14 protein-coding genes and 1 tRNA gene are annotated in these 18,115 nt (G+C 40.7%); 2 read left to right on the top strand and 13 right to left on the bottom strand.

Going from position 1 to position 18,115, the window contains the following annotated elements; genetic code table 11:
• Positions 1-252 precede the first annotated feature (252 nt).
• The 7 genes from nusG to BFS05_RS03150 all read right to left on the bottom strand — a co-directional run bounded on the left by nusG (position 253) and on the right by BFS05_RS03150 (position 6,401).
• Positions 253-1,131, bottom strand: a complete 879-nt coding sequence (nusG, locus tag BFS05_RS03180; protein ID WP_103084551.1) for a transcription termination/antitermination protein NusG — start codon at positions 1,129-1,131, stop codon at positions 253-255.
• A gap of 24 nt (positions 1,132-1,155) precedes the next feature.
• Positions 1,156-1,383 carry a preprotein translocase subunit SecE gene (gene secE / locus BFS05_RS03175; RefSeq protein ID WP_103084550.1) on the bottom strand — a complete coding sequence of 76 codons (228 nt, stop codon included), beginning with the start codon at positions 1,381-1,383 and terminating at the stop codon, positions 1,156-1,158.
• A gap of 41 nt (positions 1,384-1,424) precedes the next feature.
• Positions 1,425-1,500: transfer RNA gene (locus BFS05_RS03170), tRNA-Trp, on the bottom strand.
• A 226-nt stretch (positions 1,501-1,726) separates the two neighbouring features.
• The gene (locus BFS05_RS03165; RefSeq protein WP_374703758.1) at positions 1,727-2,953 is read right to left on the bottom strand and encodes a pyridoxal phosphate-dependent aminotransferase; all 1,227 of its coding nucleotides are present in this window, start codon (positions 2,951-2,953) and stop codon (positions 1,727-1,729) included.
• A gap of 166 nt (positions 2,954-3,119) precedes the next feature.
• Positions 3,120-4,403 (bottom strand): FAD-binding protein, encoded by a 1,284-nt coding sequence (locus tag BFS05_RS03160; protein WP_103084548.1) that lies wholly within the window; start codon positions 4,401-4,403, stop codon positions 3,120-3,122.
• Between the two features lie 138 nt (positions 4,404-4,541).
• Complete coding sequence (groES, locus tag BFS05_RS03155) at positions 4,542-4,835, bottom strand: co-chaperone GroES (RefSeq protein WP_103084547.1); 294 nt, start codon at positions 4,833-4,835, stop codon at positions 4,542-4,544.
• A 156-nt stretch (positions 4,836-4,991) separates the two neighbouring features.
• Entirely contained in the window at positions 4,992-6,401 is a 1,410-nt protein-coding gene (locus BFS05_RS03150) for a hypothetical protein (protein ID WP_146026728.1), read from the bottom strand.
• Between the two features lie 349 nt (positions 6,402-6,750).
• Between BFS05_RS03150 and BFS05_RS03145 the strand changes: the two genes are divergently transcribed.
• A complete protein-coding gene (locus tag BFS05_RS03145; protein ID WP_082266286.1) occupies positions 6,751-6,927 on the top strand; it encodes an FmdB family zinc ribbon protein in 177 nt (58 codons plus the stop codon).
• Between the two features lie 293 nt (positions 6,928-7,220).
• On the top strand, positions 7,221-7,838 hold the full coding sequence (locus tag BFS05_RS03140) for an SAF domain-containing protein (RefSeq protein WP_180978573.1): 618 nt from the start codon (positions 7,221-7,223) through the stop codon (positions 7,836-7,838).
• Between the two features lie 65 nt (positions 7,839-7,903).
• Here the strand turns inward: BFS05_RS03140 and BFS05_RS03135 are convergent, their stop codons facing one another.
• From BFS05_RS03135 to mvaD, 6 genes are all read right to left on the bottom strand, one after another.
• The gene (locus BFS05_RS03135; RefSeq protein WP_103084544.1) at positions 7,904-8,104 is read right to left on the bottom strand and encodes a hypothetical protein; all 201 of its coding nucleotides are present in this window, start codon (positions 8,102-8,104) and stop codon (positions 7,904-7,906) included.
• Positions 8,104-12,036 carry a helicase gene (locus BFS05_RS03125; protein WP_258004227.1) on the bottom strand — a complete coding sequence of 1,311 codons (3,933 nt, stop codon included), beginning with the start codon at positions 12,034-12,036 and terminating at the stop codon, positions 8,104-8,106. Before BFS05_RS03125 ends, BFS05_RS03135 begins: the two co-directional genes overlap by 1 nt.
• A 5-nt stretch (positions 12,037-12,041) precedes the next feature.
• A complete protein-coding gene (locus tag BFS05_RS03120; RefSeq protein ID WP_103084543.1) occupies positions 12,042-13,436 on the bottom strand; it encodes an FHA domain-containing protein in 1,395 nt (464 codons plus the stop codon).
• Positions 13,437-13,645: 209 nt separating this feature from the next.
• Complete coding sequence (gene rpmB / locus BFS05_RS03115) at positions 13,646-13,840, bottom strand: 50S ribosomal protein L28 (RefSeq protein ID WP_012913853.1); 195 nt, start codon at positions 13,838-13,840, stop codon at positions 13,646-13,648.
• Between the two features lie 234 nt (positions 13,841-14,074).
• On the bottom strand, positions 14,075-16,822 hold the full coding sequence (fni, locus tag BFS05_RS06985; RefSeq protein WP_258004213.1) for a type 2 isopentenyl-diphosphate Delta-isomerase: 2,748 nt from the start codon (positions 16,820-16,822) through the stop codon (positions 14,075-14,077).
• Positions 16,823-17,002: 180 nt separating this feature from the next.
• A complete protein-coding gene (gene mvaD / locus BFS05_RS03100; protein WP_103084542.1) occupies positions 17,003-18,115 on the bottom strand; it encodes a diphosphomevalonate decarboxylase in 1,113 nt (370 codons plus the stop codon).

Genomic DNA, 18,115 nt, shown 5'->3' with positions numbered 1-18,115 from the left:
TCGCCTTGAACAAAAATGTTCATGAAACAACTATGAATGCAATAATCAAATATGTAAATAAAAAAATGTTTATGTGGTCAGAAGTTCAAAAATATAGAAAATATGGAAGTTATGCACATAGTTATGCACATTTCAGTAAGGAAAAATAAAAAAATATCGGGGAGTGAATCAAATCACACCCCGATACAAAAGCTTATAAAACTTCGAACAATTATCTGCACGCTTAGCCAAACAATTAGCTAAACAATAATCTCAGACGATTGGCTCCACTTGATGGAATCCAAGCTCCACAGGAGTTTCGCGACCAAAGATGGAAACCAACACAGTAAGCTTCTGAGTTGTAGGATCCACGTCCGAAACAACGGCAGCCATAGTTGAGAATGGGCCGTCGATAACAGTAACTTGATCGCCAACCTTGTAAGCCACTTCAACTTTACGCTTGCGTGCTGCAGCAGGCTTATCACCGGCATTCTTCAAGGCTTCAGAAGCAATCATAGGAGCCATCATTGCCACAACTTCCTTGCGGCTTAACGGAGCAGGATCTCTAGAAGGACCAACGAAACCAGTTACGCCTTCAGTTTCGCGCACAATACGACGAGCGTTCTCATCAGGCCACATGCGAATTAACACATAGCCCGGTACGCGCACGCGGGTAATAACTTTCTTACCTTTTTCTGTGTGCTTTTCAACTTCTTCCATTGGCACTTCAATCTGGAAAATCTTATCTTCCAGACCAAAGTTTTGCACGCGGGATTCAACATTCGCCTTTACGCGCTTCTCATAACCGGAGTAGGTGTGAAGTACGTACCACTTGCCTTCCAAAGTGCGAAGCTTCTTAGAAAATTCAGCTACAGCGATTGCACCAGCGTCAGTCGGATCAACTTCAGCAGCTTCATCTTCAGCAGTAGATTTCTTATCCGCAGCATCTTCAGCATCTTCAACAGATTCAGCAGACTTTTCCGCATTTACATCCGTATTATCAGAATCATCAACAGAAGAATCATCAATAGCGCCAGCAGAAAGCTCAACTTCAGCATTATCATCAAAAGCTTCAAAGCTAGAATCTGCTACATCTGATACAAAGGCTTCATTTCCTTCGTTTACTTCTTCGAGTTTCAACTCGTCAGTCATATTTGCACACCCTCAAAATCTAAATCAGCCAAACAGCCACATAACGAACTTACCTAAGTAGAAGTCCATGCATGTGACGAACAGCATCAAGAAAATTACAAAAATAAACACGGAAACGGACCATGCAAACAGCTCTTTACCATGAGGAGCTACAACCTTGCGCGTTTCGTCAATAGTCTGCTTGACGAACATGAAAATACGCACGAACAAATTCGGCTTCACCGTTTTGTTATCACCGTTTGCCTTAGCCATGCCTGAATCCTTCGTTTGTTGTAATCGATAATAATGAAAAGTGGCAGGGACGGCGGGACTCGAACCCACAACCTACGGTTTTGGAGACCGTTGCGCTACCAATTGCGCCACATCCCTAGGGGAACTCGCCTTATCATACCTTAAAATGTCTGACTTGGCAAAACCGCCAAGTAGATATGTTAGCGGAAGGCCAAGATTTCGCGCAATTTCGGCGATTATAAGCTATGCAAGCGAGTGTCGCATTTTGCAATAAAACCAGAGTTCACATTCTGCATCAAACCACGAATGCCAGGTCTACAGCACAAAACAGAGTGTCGTATCAATAGAAATTAAGAATACTTTCTTAAGCCTCAATCCACTTCTTCATACGACGCATTCCCTCAGCAAGCTGGTCATCAGCTAACGCGCAAGAGAAACGCAAATAGCCAGGAGCACCAAAAGCCTCGCCCGGAACAGCAGCAACATGCGCTTCGTCAAGAAGCATCTCAGCAAATCGAGAAGAAGTATGAGGAACTTCGCGCTTCTCACCAAGAGGTTTCTCAAGCAGATCCTCAATATTAGCAAACGCGTAAAAAGCGCCGTGAGGAAGAGGGCAAGTAACGCCATCAATATTGTTCAACGCTTCCACAATTGCTTTACGACGAGCATCAAAAGCCTCACGCATAGTTGTAACCACGTCCAATGAACCGCCAACTGCAGCAATTGCAGCGCGCTGCGAAATATTAGAAACATTAGAAGTCATATGGCTTTGAAGCTTAGTTGCAGCTTTAGCAACATCTTCTGGAGCTACCATCCAGCCAACACGCCAACCAGGCATAGCATAAGTTTTAGCAACACCATTCAAAATCAGCAATTGTTCGCGAATTTCCGGCACTTCAACGCCAATATACGAAGTCATAATGCCGTCGTAATGCAAGTGCTCGTAAATCTCGTCAGAAATAACCCAGATATGATTTTCAAGCGCCCATTTTCCAATCGCGCGCATAGTTTGCGCACTCCAAATAGCGCCAGTAGGATTTGAAGGCGAATTTACAATAATTGCACGAGTGCGTGGAGTACGAGCAGCCTCAATTGCCTCAATATCTGGTTCAAAACCACGGTCAGCTCCTGCTAGAACAGGCACAGGCACGCCACCTGCAAGCTTCACAGCCTCTGGATAGCTTGTCCAATACGGAGCTGGAATAATAACTTCGTCGCCATCATTCAAAAGAATTTGGCAAGCTTCGTAAACAGCTTGCTTTCCACCATTTGTTACTACAACTTGATTTGGAGAAACTTCGTATCCGGCATCTCGCTTCACTTTACGAGCAATTGCCTCTCTAAGCTCAGGCAAACCTGCAGTAGCAGTATAGCGATAGTTTCGCGGATCTTTGCAAGCTTGTGTTGCAGCATCAACAATGTAAGAAGGAGTAGGAAAATCTGGCTCACCTGCACCAAAACTTACAACGTCAATGCCGTCAGCTTTCATAGCTTTCGCTTTACTATCGACTGCCAAAGTTGCACTAGGAGCCACTTTATTAATGCGATCACTTAACACACGCCACTGTTCATTTGCCATAGTTTCCGCCATTATCTCCACTATACTTTTGTTATATTTATATTTTGCTCTAACTAGCGCAAGCACTTGTTACAACATTTACAGTGTAACCATCTGGCATGAATACTGATTCAAACTTAAGCGAAAATTTAACTCAAGCCAAATCACAAGCCAAATTACAAACTAAAGCTCAAACAAACTAAAGCTCATTAAACGCATCAATTACAACCGGCTCAGGAACCAATTTCACACCAAACGAATGATTCACTCCATCAATAATTACACGCGCTAAACGGAAAATATCAACAGCGCGCGCATTGTGCCTATTAGTTAAAGCAAGAGTATGCAAAGAAGACAATCCAGCAGCTCCATCACCGTCAGAATTCTCATCCACAGAATCACAATTAGCATTATCGCCAATCTGAAAACCTTTATGGAACCCAGCGTTATCAATAAGCCATGCTGCAGAAGTTTTCACGCCAAAAGACCCATCAGGCAAAGTAGCATCAAAACGAGGCGCATTATCCGGTAATTTATCAGCTTCTTCAACGCTTAGAATCGGATTCATAAAGAAACTTCCGCAACTATGCCTATCGCTATAAGTATCATCCCCATCATGCCAAACGCCTGTTAGGTAATCCTCTGATTGCAAACGAATGGCTTCACGCACACAATCAGCATTTTTCACTCTACGCATCCAAGGATTTTCATACCTATAAGCGTCCTCCAACATACCTTTAGACGCTCTTACGCGTAGAACTTCTCTTCGAATAACAGATGTATCTATGCGATCATACAAGTTAACATTAAGAGCATGCGCTAATTGAGAATGCGAAACAACACCAGTTTTACTATGTTTTAAACAAAAAGTAACAGACAGAACAACATATCTAGGCGTTGGGAAAAATTCAGATTTAGGCACTCCAGGAGCATCATACATGCTTTGTTTAAGAAGAGAAGTGCGATACCCAAACTTCATTTCTTCACACGATAATTCGCGCGTAACTTTATTTTTACGATCCCAAACTTCTACTGATTCCACACTTTGTGAAACTTCCTGACCATATGCACCAATATTTTGCACGACAGAAGCTCCAACAGTTCCAGGAACGCCCGATAAGCCTTCAACACCCTCTAATCCAAGAGAAATAGTATGAGATACGAAATCATCCCAATTGCATCCAGCTTCAGCATTAACGTGTACGATATGCGCTCCCGAAGCATCAATGCCATCTTCCGCTGGAGCAGCTTCATCTTGTACGCTTATAGTCCTTCTAGCATCACGAACTACAACGCCATCAAACGGATTATCGCTTACAAGCATATTTGATCCGCCGCCGATAACACACAATCTCAAACCTTTTTCATCGGCATCTTCAACCGCTTCAATAAATGCTACTCTGCTCGTTGGCTCTATAAAACGTGCTATAGTTCCGCCAACACCAATGGTTGTTATATCAGCAAAAGTTGGTTGATCACTCATAATTTACATGGTACTCGATGCCATGCTCGAAGTTGTGCGATTTTAACGCAAATTATAAATAAAAACGCTGGAAGTCGAACACATATGCATTCAAACTTTCAGCGTTATTTTAAGACATTCTCAACTAGAATCTAAAAATCAGCCAAGAATAGCAAGCACATCGCGAGAAGACACGATTAAGTAATCTTCACCTTCATAATGTACTTCAGTGCCGCCGTACTTGGAGTAGAGAACCTTGTCTCCAACCTTAACATCCATAGGAATACGCTCACCCTTGTCGTCTCTACGACCTGGGCCTACAGCAAGAACCTCGCCCTGCTGTGGCTTCTCCTTGGCATTATCTGGAATATACAAACCTGAAGCAGTTTGAGTTTCTGCTTGAGCTTGCTTAACAATAATCTTATCTTCCAACGGCGTGAGTTGAATCGACACTGTTGCCACCTCTTTCTTAAGAGAGATACTACATTTCGCGCAAACTAAACTGGACGGGCTGACGACACGTCTATACATGTTCACGCACTAACTGCTATAGTAGCGCGATTTTAGCACTCTGCCAACTTGAGTGCTAAAATTTTTAAAAATTTAATATCAAGCTTGATTTCTGCGAGCTAAAACATCAAGCAAATCAGCACTTCCCAAAGAGTCTTCAGTTTTAGCAGGAGGCTCTACTTCTAATTCTGCAGACTTTGCCAATTTACTAGTCTTAATAGGCTTAGCATTAACAGTTTTAGCGGTCTTAGCATTCTCGGCGGAGTCAAACTTAACAGGAACAGCTTTAGTAACTTGCTTAGTTGACTTAATTTCCAAACTTTCTGGAGCATAAGAACTATCAGATTCTGGTACAGAGCTGGATTTTGCATCAGACTCAGATTCTGATACAAGCTCTGAATCAACTTTAGACTCAGATTTTGAATCCTGAGAGTTATTAGAGCCCAAGGAGAATGATATTAAATCATGCGATTTAAGCGAAGAATCCGATGAATCTACACTAAGAGATGCAGTAGCTAAGTCAAACACATCTAATCCTCTAGATGCGCGAACAGTATTAATTTCATTCGTAGAATCTAAATGCAAAGAATTACGCGAAGAATCATGCGAAGAATCAGAATTTTCAGAATTTGATTTTGAAGAGCTTTCTACAGTCTTAGATTCATACACAGTAGATTCAGTCATGCCTTCAACCGCATCTTCAGCCACAACATTATTAGGGTTTGAGACAAGCTTACTTGACTCGAAAGCAGGCTTTACAGAAGATTCCGCATACTCAGGCTTTACACCAAGATTTTCAGATGCAGAGGATGAATATTTCAAAGAATTATCATCATTCTTAGAACGGCGTTCAAACGCGCGTTGCTGATCTTGCATAGAACGACGCAAAGCAAGTCGAATCTCGCGCTTTTCCATAACGGAAGTAGCAACAGAATCGCCTTCTGCAGAAGCAACTTCATTAGCTTCATTAGCTTTTTCTTCAGGGTTAAGACTTGATTTATCAATCGAATTAGATTGCGAATTAGATTGCGACGAAGATTTAAGCGAATCATCAGAATTAACTGCAGATGAATCAAAAGCAGAATTACGAGTTAAATTACGCGATGCATTAATAGAAGCAGCAATACTGGCACGCTTAACACGAGCTTCCCACTCGCGAGCGCTTTTAGAAGCATTGATTCCACAAAAAATTACGAATGCTAATAATGCGAAAGGAATCAAAGCGAACGCAGGCGAATACAAACCACTGAAACCAACAACAAGCACAATCAATGTAATCCCCAGCAGCGAAAGAACCAAAATCCTACGCCTGCGCACTGCAGCTTTACGCAATGCACGAACACGACGTATATGTTCAGTTGTCATCACAGTCTTCTGTTCAGTAGGTTGCATTCTTGCCCCTTCCACAAACGTGCCTGCATCATCACAAATATGTGAATTACTCCACTCATCAACCAGATGCAGCGAAGACGAATACCTATCCCCACGATGCTCCAACATGTTCTTCATGCTTTTAACCGTGAGCTTAGGTAACCATCCAAACAATAGAGCTACAATAACAATCACTACAAGTAACGTACTAACTGATTCATAACCCATACGTATAAATATAAAGAGTCTTTAGGATGTGAAGAAACATTCTGCGAATCGGCGTGTCGCATATTACGTATCAATCATGTTTATGCTTTACATATTTGGCACACAAAATATAACTATCTAGGTATAACTATCTAAGTATGACTATCAGGTCTGACTGTCTAGGTCTGCGCTAGGATATTTGAGTGGAATACAGCTTTTACAACTGCAAAGCGGTTTATATTTCACACAAAATCGCTAATTACAAACTTCGGAGGGTTCATTGCCTACTTATCATTATCGTTGCAAGCAATGTGGATATGACTTTACAGAACAGCAATCGTTCTCAGACGATCCTATTACTATTTGCCCAAAATGCGGCGAAGCTGAAGTGCGCAAAGTATTTTCTGCTCCTCCAATTAATTTCAAAGGAAGCGGATTCTACCGCACTGATAAATAAATACTTCAGTTAAAAGCTTAGAAAATCAACAAAATTTTAATTACGCGGATAGTCGTTCATATAACTTCTGACCACATAGCGAACTTCTGACCACATAGCGAACTTCTGACCACATAAGACGATTTTTATTGCGATATTAATTAGAGCGAGTCATGATACAGAACATGGCTAATTTTTTCACAGATTTTATATCGCATATTTTGTCGTCTAGCGATTCTCAGACGGACTATCAGAGTGCGCTTATAAAAAGACGAAATCGAAGATTTTTTCGTAAAATAATCCTATCGATATTCGTGTTTTTATTATCGATGCTTATTATTTCAGCGATAAGCGCAATTCAGGAAACGCAAAACGTATTAATTGCAACTAAATCGATTGCAGTTGGAGAACGGATTACTAAATCACATGTTCGTGTAATTAGTGTTCCTAAGCATAGCGTTTTTAAAAAAGCTCTTACATCATATTCGCAAAACAGCAATATTACAGCGATTTGCAATATAGAATCCGGCATGCCCATTCTTGCAAATGAGATTAGCAATACTCCAAACGTTCCTCGCGGATACACTGCAGTTAACGTCACACTCGCTAGCGCAAATCAAACTTTCCAGCCTGGAGAAATCATTTCTATTGCTTTTGCACAATCTCAAAACGACATTAAGAATGAATATGATGAAGGTGAAAATAGCCAAAAGAATAATGGTAAAGATAAGCACAGTGAAGACAATAATAAAAACTATTTTGAGTTAGATAAAAATAACAAAAACTTTAAAGTTATAAAAAACGTTCTAATTATACGAACTCCAAATAATCAACATATAGCAACGCTTGCAATGAGCGCGAGTCAAGCTTTAGATTTGTTAAACGCGCAATCTATAACGCCAACTCTAGCAATAGTTGCAATTAAAAAGTAACTTTACTAACACAAAGCTGGGCAACACAAAGCCATATACGATAGACAGCACTATCTAAGGCTAAACTATCCAAGACGTTCGCTAAAAATACCCCAGTGAGGAGGTAATTCGTTCAAAATACGTTGGTCATCATCTTCTGAACGCTGGCTCGAAGTTTGCAAATCTGAAGGCTCAAGTTTTACACCGTCAGCATCAAACAACTCCGAGCCACCACGAACCACACGAGTATGTTTACGCGGAGAACGCTTATTGGCATCATACGCCATTAACGCTCATCTCCATGAAGCTCACCAATACGTGAAACAATGCGATCAACTTCTTTCTCAGGATTTACGAATGCAGCTACACTCCAAACAGTCATAACAGACCATCCAAGAGTTTCAAGATCCTGAACTAGAATGCGATGACGCTCGCGAGTCGACTGAATACTCATAAATCGAGAATCATCAGTCAAAACAGCAACTTCATAAGGCTTGTCAGACAATCCAATTACAAGCGGAATGCGAATTCCATTCTTTAAGCCATAATTCACAGCTACACGTAATCCGCGAGAACGAATACGATCAGCTAAATCAGCGAAAAGAACATTTTCGTTTCTAGACAGCATTTCCAAAGAAGATTCAGAATTAGACTTGCCATCAGAAGACATACCAGATTTCGCAGATCCAGACTTAGAACCAGACTTCAAAGCACCAGACTTAGAACCAGAAGTTTTGTTTTCAGAATTTTCTAAAGCTGCATCGAGCTGAGCTTGAGCTTCATCTAAAGCCTTCATTGTCTCGTAACTCTGGCTATCATAATCAGATTCTTCAGAACTAGACTCATAAGAATCAGCATTAGCCTTATTTTCATTGGAATTACTAGATTCAGAAGATTCAAGATATGACTTTTCACCATTAGGCAATACAGGAGTATCCTTCAAATTTTCGGCCCAAACAAGCAAAGCTTTAAGTAATTGAGGACCTTCCTGATGCAAACGATCATCATCCATATCTTTAGAAGTAAAAGCACATACAATATCAAGATTCCTACGAGCTAAAGCCAAAGAATCTAAAAGCATACTCTTACCACCATCAGATTCCAATAAGCCAAACTGCTGCAAAAGACGACCATGCGAAGTCTTTGCATAGCAGAATGAAAGAATCACATCAGTAGCATAAGCTCCAACAGCTTCATGAACGCTAACTAAACGAACATGACGCAAGAATCTAGCCATATTCTCATCGCGATAAGCCAAAGCTTTTAGCTCAGCTCCAAGTCGCGTACGGAATGTGTTCGTAAGCATAACAACAGCAAGCACATAACTTGAAGGAACAACCGTGAAAGTCTGAGCGCGCTGCTGAATCAAAGAAACAACTTCATCAATCTCACGCTGACTGCATTCAATCAGCCCAGAAGACATAACAGGAACGCCAGTAGCTTCTACTTGATGCAAATGAACTTTTCCTTGCAAGCGCTCAACAGGCATATCCTTCTGAAGATTGCCATAACCATGATCTTCCAAGAATTTCGCCAAACGCAAAGATCTACGCAATGCGTGAGATTTTAATTCAATTTCAGGCAAAAATTCCACTAACTTCTTAAGGCATTGAGAACTTATAGTTTCTTTATGAGCTATAATCACAACGTTTCTTGCTCTTACAAGAACCGATAAAAGCTCAAGATTAGAAATATGCTCAGCAGAATCAATAATAACTGTATCTACAATAGGCTTAAAAGGTGTCATCATTGCCAAAGTGGAAGGCATGCCAATCATAATAGGCTTTGCAGAAATTACTAAATCAGCATAATCTCTTACTAAACTGGCAAATGTAACACCAACACGATTCCCAGCAAGCGTAGTATGAAGCTGATTTGCTTCCTGCGTACGTGAAAATAGCAAATCACACAGACGCTTCATAGCCTCTTGCTGAACCATTGGCCCTATAGAGCGAACATGCTCAGTATCGACTTGTACAAATCTATCTGCAGCATCTTGCATAGCAGAACCATCTTGGTGAGAAATAATTTCAGAAGACTTAACGATATCTTCAAAAACAGTAGTCCACCAAGCAAGCTGCAATTCACCATCAAGTGACTCACCAGTGATATGACGACGACGCAAATCTTCAACTAAACCATTGAGGCCAGCTTTACTAAATTCACGTTCTAACACGCAACGACCTGGAAGAGTATCAAGAGAAGTGCGATCATCGTGAAGTTTACGTAAACGCTCATCAAGCTTAGCAAAATCAGTATTTTCTAAGTCAGCGCCTTGACGAGTAGTTGAAAGAACAGCATCTAATGCAACAAGATTTCGCGTAAGCATATCTTGAGTTTCAACGATTTCATCAAGCTTAGGAGGTAAAACAGGCCATCCTCCATGCGGCACAAACAAGCGCCATTGAGCAGCCTGCTGAGCTACAATCTTCAAAGCTTCATGCAAATCATCTACTTTTGCACCAACTCGTAGCAAATTACGAGCTTCTTTAACACGTCTTCTACGTTCCCAGAAGCCCATAATAGTGCCTTCAGATTTACGCAATGCTTTAGGCTTGCTAGCTTCAATCATAGAATCTAAGTCGCGCTCAAAAATTTCCGGCTGGAATACGTCAAGAACACGGCGCAAATTCTTCAAAACTGTAATCTGACGAGCCCATTCTCTTGCAGTTGCAGGCACAGGGAAACCGCAGTTTTGTACAGTTGTTTTAACTTGTTCGCGCGTTACAGGAAGAAGCTTAGTTAATACATCGACTACTCGCTGATAAACAGTAATCGCTTCACTCTCATCAAAAACAGAAGCACCAAACCATGGAGTATCTTCAGGATTAATAGTGAATTCCCCAAGCTTATCTGCCTCGTGAAGCTTATGAGCCCAAGATTCAAGATGACCTGCTAAAGCTTGAGCAGAATCGACCTTCAATCGCACATGAGTTGAAGGATGAGAAGGGAGCATAGCGATTGCCGCAAGATTCTGTATAGTTTGATAAGCAGAAATACCCCAACGGTCATTTTCTCCGTGAAGATCTCCAAGATAGCGTGTTAATCGCGCGCGAACACCTACAAGTTCGTCTGAAACCTGTTCAAAACGCGAAGATGCAACGCTATGACGAGAGCCAACAGCAGCAATAAGTTGAGCATCAACATGCTTAGCAATATGAGGATCTGAAACATCTACAGACAGCGAAGAAATCTCATGAGCACTTAAAGCCTGACGGAATCTACGCTGCTGCTCAGTAACATCCGCAACATATGAAACAGAGCGACCAGCTAAAACAGAGCGCGAAGCAATAGCTGCAGCTAAAGTTGCAGAATCACAACCAGCATCAACGTTCATAAACACAGATGTGCCATTAGCAACTAATCCTGATGCATAACGAACTGAATTATCTACATCTCCAACTTCATACTCATTATGCGGATCAGCGTCAAATGGATCATATTTCGGAGCATCTGAAGCTTGTAAACGCTTAATAGCATTGTCATATCCAGCTATCGCGTCAATCATATTATTTCCGACAGCACCGGATTTTAAGGCTTCAATAATATGATCGCTTTCTGCTACAAATCGCGTACCAGCATCTGTGAAGCATCCAAGAACTATATCTCGCTCAATATCAAAATCAGGGAATACGCTACGAGCTTGATTGCTTACTGCAGCAAAAACAGCAGACGTTTCTGGAGTGCCGCTTTCATAATTCGATCCGTCAAAAAGCACTTCTTCGCGAAGTTCAATTCCACGATTGCGTAAACGCTGCACAAGAGCGTGATTTAAGCGAACATTGCCTGAAAAATAAATAGACGCAACAGTTTCATCTTGAGAACTATCTCTGACTACTCGCACAGGATAAGTAAGAACAGGAACATGATTTCCATTCCAAGATGCCACGCCTACAACAAGAGATAATTCAGAAACTCCGCTTTCATGAGCTTTAGTATCTCGATCTTCACATACACGATCCAAGTTACGCCCAGCAGCACGCAATACTCCAGGATCTCTAAATAAAGATTTAAGTGTTACTTTACCGCTTGCAAATAATTGCGCGATTCCTGAAGGATGAGCATGAGTAAGTTCAAGCTTGGCTTGCAACTTTGTAATATCTTCAAGAGGAGAAGGAACTAATTCAGATTTATAAGTATTTTGCCAACTTTTTAAGTCATTCAATGCTTCTGCACGCTTTTTAACGACTTGTGGTTCCAGTGATTCACCAGTATTCATATCACTCACTTCCCCATTGTTTTACGATAAGCGTCGTATCCGCTGTTTCTTGCCAATGCTTCATCTACGTCAGAATTTGACTGAGCTGCAAGCCATGCGTATAAGTCGTCATAAAGGCCAGTATTCATAGCCAAATATGGCAGCAACTCAGGGTACTTTGCCATTTCAAATTGTTCAGAAAAATCTGCTGTTTGCTTAGCTTCATCAGACGTATATCCGCCAGCTTCAATCACTTCATGATGAGAATCAAATTCACCTTGTGAAACTTTTTCAAACACAGATCCAGGCTCGAAAGCTGGAGTATATTCTTCTGAAAAAGTAGAGCTAGCAAGCATGGAAGAAGAATCTATATTTTCTGCATTATTAACTTCTGCATTATTAACTTCCGCAGAATTATTTTCTACAGAGCTATTTCTATTTTCTACAGGATTACTTTCATCAAGATTAGTTTCAGCAGGATTGCTTTCTACAGGATTGCTTTCTGTAGACTTAGCCTCTGCGAACTCGTTTTCTACAGATTCAAAGATATCTTGCTCGCGAATATCATGCTGTTCACCGTCGCGTTTCACAGATTGTTCCATGGACTGTTCCATAGACTGATTTAACAACTGCTCAACATCATTTTCATGCTCATTTGGATTATCATCCGTTTGAGCACTATTAAGATTGCTAGAATCTTCAGGATTCTGCTCTTGACTATCTTTATTACTATCTTTATTACCATCCGCTTGAGCATCATCAAAAAGATTTCTAGGCTCCGCCTTTTCTTCTTCGCGAACTACAGGAAGATCAACCCCAGCTGACGAAATATCATCTATTACACTATTTTTTTCAGGATTCAAAGAAACAGAATCATTATTCCATTTAAGTTCAGGAACAGAAACAGATTGAGCATGGAATATTCCAGTTGGCTCTCCAGCTCGCAAATCAAGTATTTGATCAACTGACAAATCAGAAGCATCCGGCTCCTTAGGAGCGCTATCAGTCGCATATGAGAAAAGATCGCGAACAGGATCGTTATCAGAATCTTCTGATTCTTCAACGTGCACAAAATCTACAGGAACATCGCCGAATTGCATTCGCATAATCGTATCTGGAAGCTGAAAATCAACATCCGGATCCAAACGAAGTAAATTCCCATTATCTCCAACTAAATAAGTGCCATTTGTCGAGTGAAGATCACGAATAGTAGCAACACCACGTTTATTAACAATAAGTAGCGCGTGACGCTTAGACATAGAGCGCTTATTATCAACAATATCTATTCGAACAAACCCATCATCGCGTAACGGTCGAATAGGCTTACGTCCAATCTCCACTGTTTGGCCAGCTCCTACGCGAGCCTGCTCTACACCACCTACAGTAATCATCCAGCGTTGTACAGTTTGTTGATCGGCCACGCTACATGCTCCCTTCAAAAAACACACTACCTTCTATTGTGTCATGCTTTATGTATATTGAGCGGTTTTATGAAAAAAATAGTGAATCCGTGACAAATTTGTAACAGATTTATAAGAAATAATAGCAGATTTATAACGGTTTTACGCGTAAAAACAATAAAAAAGAGCCCTGAACAAACGCTCAGGGCTTCTTACATTCTTTACGCGATTCACGCCTCAACGCGCTGAACCTTACCAGCCTTAATGCATTTCACGCACACGCGAAGACGAACATTTTCGCCATCGATAGTGGTGCGAACTGGCTGAAGATTCGGGCGGAAGGTGCGCTTATTGCGGATATGCGAATGTGACACAGTGAAACCGGTCTGCGGTCCCTTGCCACATACTGCGCAACGAGCTGCCATGATGAACTCCCTAATTCTAGACTTGCAAGTCCTGCGTCGTTCAATCACACAAATACGCATAAACAGATAAGCGTGTCTGAACGCACAACTAAACAAGTATACCACTTGCAAAGACAATCTTATTATCTGCTGATTTATCTATCGGTTGATCTACAGATTTATCTATCGTTTTATTCACAAATCTGGCCGCTAATCCTGCTACCAATCAGTCACAAATCAGATATCACTCAGATATCAGTCCAAATTAAAACTATTGGCTTTAAATTGCGCAGATTTACCAGTAAGAACAAATCTTGACTTATATTGTATGTCTTGCACTTTTTCAACTCCAAGCAAAGCCATAATTCTACGAATTTGTTCCGTCCAATCGCAAATTTGCTGAACTAACACTTCTTCACCACTATGCATAAGAGTATGCAAGAACTCTCCAGCAACTCCAACAGCTTGGGCTCCTAATGCAATAGCGCGAACAACATCAAGAGGAGTACGCACACCGCCACTGGCAAAAACAGTCATATTTTTATTGGCACAATTAGGTTCACGCATAACTTCAATCAATGATTCAACTGTCGTAAGACCCCAAGAAGCTAAATAATCGTACTCATTGCCATCCCTACGAGCGTTCTCAATTGTAACGAAGTTGGTTCCACCACGGCCGCCAACATCTATAGTTCTCACTCCCAAATCGTACAATCTATGCGCATCGAAAGCAGTCATACCGCATCCTGTTTCTTTAACTATCATCGGTATGTTCGCTTTTTGGCAAGCAATCGAAATCTCCTCAATACTGCGCATCCAATTGCTAAAATCACGATCGCCCTCTGGCATAACAAGCTCTTGAGCAACGTTAAGATGCACTTGTAAAGCATTAGCATTAATCATTTCAACAGCACGCATAGCATTATCTGCAGATGTGCCAGCGCTGACATTGGCTAATACAAATCCCTTAGGATTTTCTTTACGAATCACGCTAAAAGTATCAATAAGAGAAGAATCGCGAAGAGCAGCGCTCAAAGACCCAGATGCCATTGGCATATTAGTTTTAGCAGCAACTCTTGCTAGAGCGGCATTTACAGCTTTAGATTCCTTACTTCCGCCAGTCATCGCATTAATATACAAAGGCATTGACCAAGAACAGCCTAATGGATTAACACTAGTATCAATATTTTCTAGAGATAAATCTGGTAAAGAATTAGGCATAAAACTTATATCGTCAAATCCTGCTTCAGAATGAGACTTATATTGCTTATCCGCAAGAGTTAAATGCATATTTTTGCGGCTTGAAGTAATTTGCGACTCTAAATCCTTAATAGAGATTTCCAAAGTATCATAAGGCTTTTTAACTTTATTATTAGACGAAATATTATTAGACGAAGCTGAGCTGCTGAAATTATTGGAGCTCAATTCATTTTCGCTATTTTCGCTAGAAGCAATAGAAGCACTAGACTCACTAGAACCATTAGAATCGCATAGTTTCGCATTACGCTCTGCAAAAGCTTCTGCAGTAACAGGATCTGAATTATGAGGCAAACGAATATCGTCAAAATCCATATGCCCATAATCAGAATATTTCTTTTTATAAGCTACCATGTAAGGCTCTAGTTTTTCGCTATATTTGTAATTTAAAACTATATTTTCAGATGATTTGCCTGTTCCGTTAATTTTCGCAACTTTAAGATTTAAAGGCTTAATTCCATCTAACTTCCAGATCTCTTTAATATGAGAAATACGCTCTTTAGAATACGAATCTATTAATGCGATTCCGCAATCACCGCCGCCTGCACCGCTTGTTTTAGCAGCCGCTCCAACAGATTTTGCATCTTCAATCAACTTTGTAAGAGATGGTGTTTCAATAACAGTTTGAGTTAATTCACCCATATCTTTTAAAAGCTGACGATTGCATTCAAAACCGTTCGCTATGCTTATAAAATCGCATTCTTCAAGTACTTTTGCAAGCCTTTGAACACAAGCTTCACTTAATAGGCAGAAGTCTTCGTATGTAAATAATTGTTGTTTAATATTATTTGATTTAACGCTATTAACTAACGCTGCACTTGAAGCAGGAGTACCAGTCCAACCCACTAATAGATTCACACAAGGATTTATATCTAAACGTTTAACTTCGAGTCGAGGCCATTTCTTACGAACAAGCTTATGCAAATCGGAATCTCCGGAATTAACCAGCTCGATTTCTGCTTTAAGCCAATCGCGATTATAAGCGCGATACGTAATCCAACCGCCGTAAACGCTAGCAGCTATATCTCCACCGCTACCTGAGCCTTTAACGTATGCGGATGCTATTAACGCCAATTTGCAAATATCCTGCGTTGAAAGATCCAGCCCATACCATTCGCATAAAGCACGAACAACAGCTACTGTAACTGCAGCTGAAGAACCTAATCCGTATTTTCTTCCAGAACGCGCATCATCTAAATCGCTAGAAATTCGCACATTGTAGACTTTATCTAAAGGCTCTTTGTACTTTTCTAAAGCGAATTTATCTACGATACTCATTGCAGAAAGCACATAAGAATACGACTTTGCATACTCATTATTTTCTACAAGAATATCTTTGCCATTTACAGAACGGCTCCAATATAAAGTCTTATATTTTGAGGATTCAATGGATTCTGAATTCGAAGAAGTATCACAAGCACTGGCAGATTCACAAGCACTGGCAGATTTTTTAGCAGACTCAGATTCCCCAGCACGCTCAGCTTTTTCAGCGCTATAAGACAAAATCGATCCGTATACTTTGCAGAAATCTAATTTATCAAAATCTCTTGCGCTTAAATCTGATTCTTCAAAATCTCTACTTGAATAAGTCTTACCTTTGCTATCAATTATTCTCAAATCATCGTTATCTATTGTCACAGTCACATAACGATTAACAGCAACAACAATTGCAGAAGAACCATCCACAACTGCATATTCACCAGCAACGTAAAGCTTCCCCGGAGCCATAGCTTGCACTTTACTCATGATATCCCCAGACGTTTCGTTTATATCTACAATGTTGTTACGTACATTTCCACTGTATACGAATACTACTCGCACGAAATACTATTCTTATGGAATACTACTACGATAAATCCACTAACGATACCAACCAACGCACCAGCGCTAGCACCACCGGCGTTACAACGCAGCCATTTACAGGCGTTATTTGCTAGTTGAAACGCTTACAGAATCCCCAGGCAAAGCAATCATAATTCGAATAGCTTCACGAGAAGAATCTTCGCTAGAAGAATACTTTTCAGAAGAACGCATCCTTGAATCGCCTAAATCTTGTGAAATACGCGAGCGCAATTCATCCGCAACTTTTTGAGCCTGACTTTTAACAGTTAAAACTTTTACATTAGGACCGGCATCCATAGTAGCCCAAGCTGGAAGTCCTTCAGATCGCAAAGATTTTACGATATCCAGTACTTTATAGCTTTCTTCAGTAAGATAATTAATCGCAGGCACAGCATTATGCATTGTTTCATGCATTCCAGCGAAATTACTTTCTACTATGCTTCCCAAGGCTTCTATGTCACTATTTTTTATAGCACAAATAGCATTTTGGAAATCTTTTTCTGATTGATTAACCCATGGCATATATGTAGGAGAAGTTTCTACTGTTCTACGCATTGCTTCACGACTGGAAATTGGCTTGCTACCAGGATTTAGCACTATTGCAATCATTGCTAATTCAAGATTTTCAGGCATATCTATTGGCTCAGCATACGAGGATTCATCGTCTTCTCCAGCATGCCAAACAACTAGTCCGCCAAAAATCGATCTGCACGCTGATCCTGAGCCTCTTCTAGCGAGGCGAGACAGTTCGCGAGCGCTTAAATCTAGTCCAGCAGCGTATGCTCCAGCGGCCGTTAAAGCTGCAAATCCAGATGCACTTGATGCTAAGCCTGCTGCAGTAGGAACGCTATTATGCGAATCTACGCGTGCTTTCGTAGATATTCCTGCACACTTACGTATAAGATCCAGCGTAGAAACTATGCGATTGCGAACTTTATTAGATTCATCATTAGCAAGTTTTACTCCATCTAAAGAAACACAGTCTTCAGATAAATCCTCATCAAAACTAACTCGTGTTTTAGTACCCCAATCCGCAAGAGTTAGAGATAGCGAAGAAGTGTATGGAATAATCAGATTTTCGTCTCGTTTTCCCCAATATTTAATTAGAGCGATATTAACATTCGCGCGCGCTTCTGCACAGCGAGATTGCATATTATCGTCATAAATTATTGATGGCTGAACATTTACGATTTGCAT

The organism is Gardnerella coleohominis, assembly GCF_002896555.1.
GTDB classification, from domain to species: domain Bacteria; phylum Actinomycetota; class Actinomycetes; order Actinomycetales; family Bifidobacteriaceae; genus Bifidobacterium; species Bifidobacterium vaginale_F.
Note: the sequence above shows the minus strand (reverse complement) of the source record. Positions and strands in the feature narration are given on the sequence as shown.

What these genes read in the sequence shown, in the direction of transcription:
- nusG (WP_103084551.1), bottom strand. Translation starts at nt 1,131, where the DNA reads ATGACTGACGAGTTGAAACTCGAAGAAGTAAACGAAGGAAATGAAGCC.
- secE (WP_103084550.1), bottom strand. Translation starts at nt 1,383, where the DNA reads ATGGCTAAGGCAAACGGTGATAACAAAACGGTGAAGCCGAATTTGTTC.
- BFS05_RS03165 (WP_374703758.1), bottom strand. Translation starts at nt 2,953, where the DNA reads ATGGCGGAAACTATGGCAAATGAACAGTGGCGTGTGTTAAGTGATCGC.
- BFS05_RS03160 (WP_103084548.1), bottom strand. Translation starts at nt 4,403, where the DNA reads ATGAGTGATCAACCAACTTTTGCTGATATAACAACCATTGGTGTTGGC.
- BFS05_RS03150 (WP_146026728.1), bottom strand. Translation starts at nt 6,401, where the DNA reads ATGAAGAACATGTTGGAGCATCGTGGGGATAGGTATTCGTCTTCGCTG.
- BFS05_RS03135 (WP_103084544.1), bottom strand. Translation starts at nt 8,104, where the DNA reads ATGGCGTATGATGCCAATAAGCGTTCTCCGCGTAAACATACTCGTGTG.
- BFS05_RS03125 (WP_258004227.1), bottom strand. Translation starts at nt 12,036, where the DNA reads ATGAATACTGGTGAATCACTGGAACCACAAGTCGTTAAAAAGCGTGCA.
- rpmB (WP_012913853.1), bottom strand. Translation starts at nt 13,840, where the DNA reads ATGGCAGCTCGTTGCGCAGTATGTGGCAAGGGACCGCAGACCGGTTTC.
- fni (WP_258004213.1), bottom strand. Translation starts at nt 16,822, where the DNA reads ATGAGTAAAGTGCAAGCTATGGCTCCGGGGAAGCTTTACGTTGCTGGT.
- mvaD (WP_103084542.1), bottom strand. Translation starts at nt 18,115, where the DNA reads ATGCAAATCGTAAATGTTCAGCCATCAATAATTTATGACGATAATATG.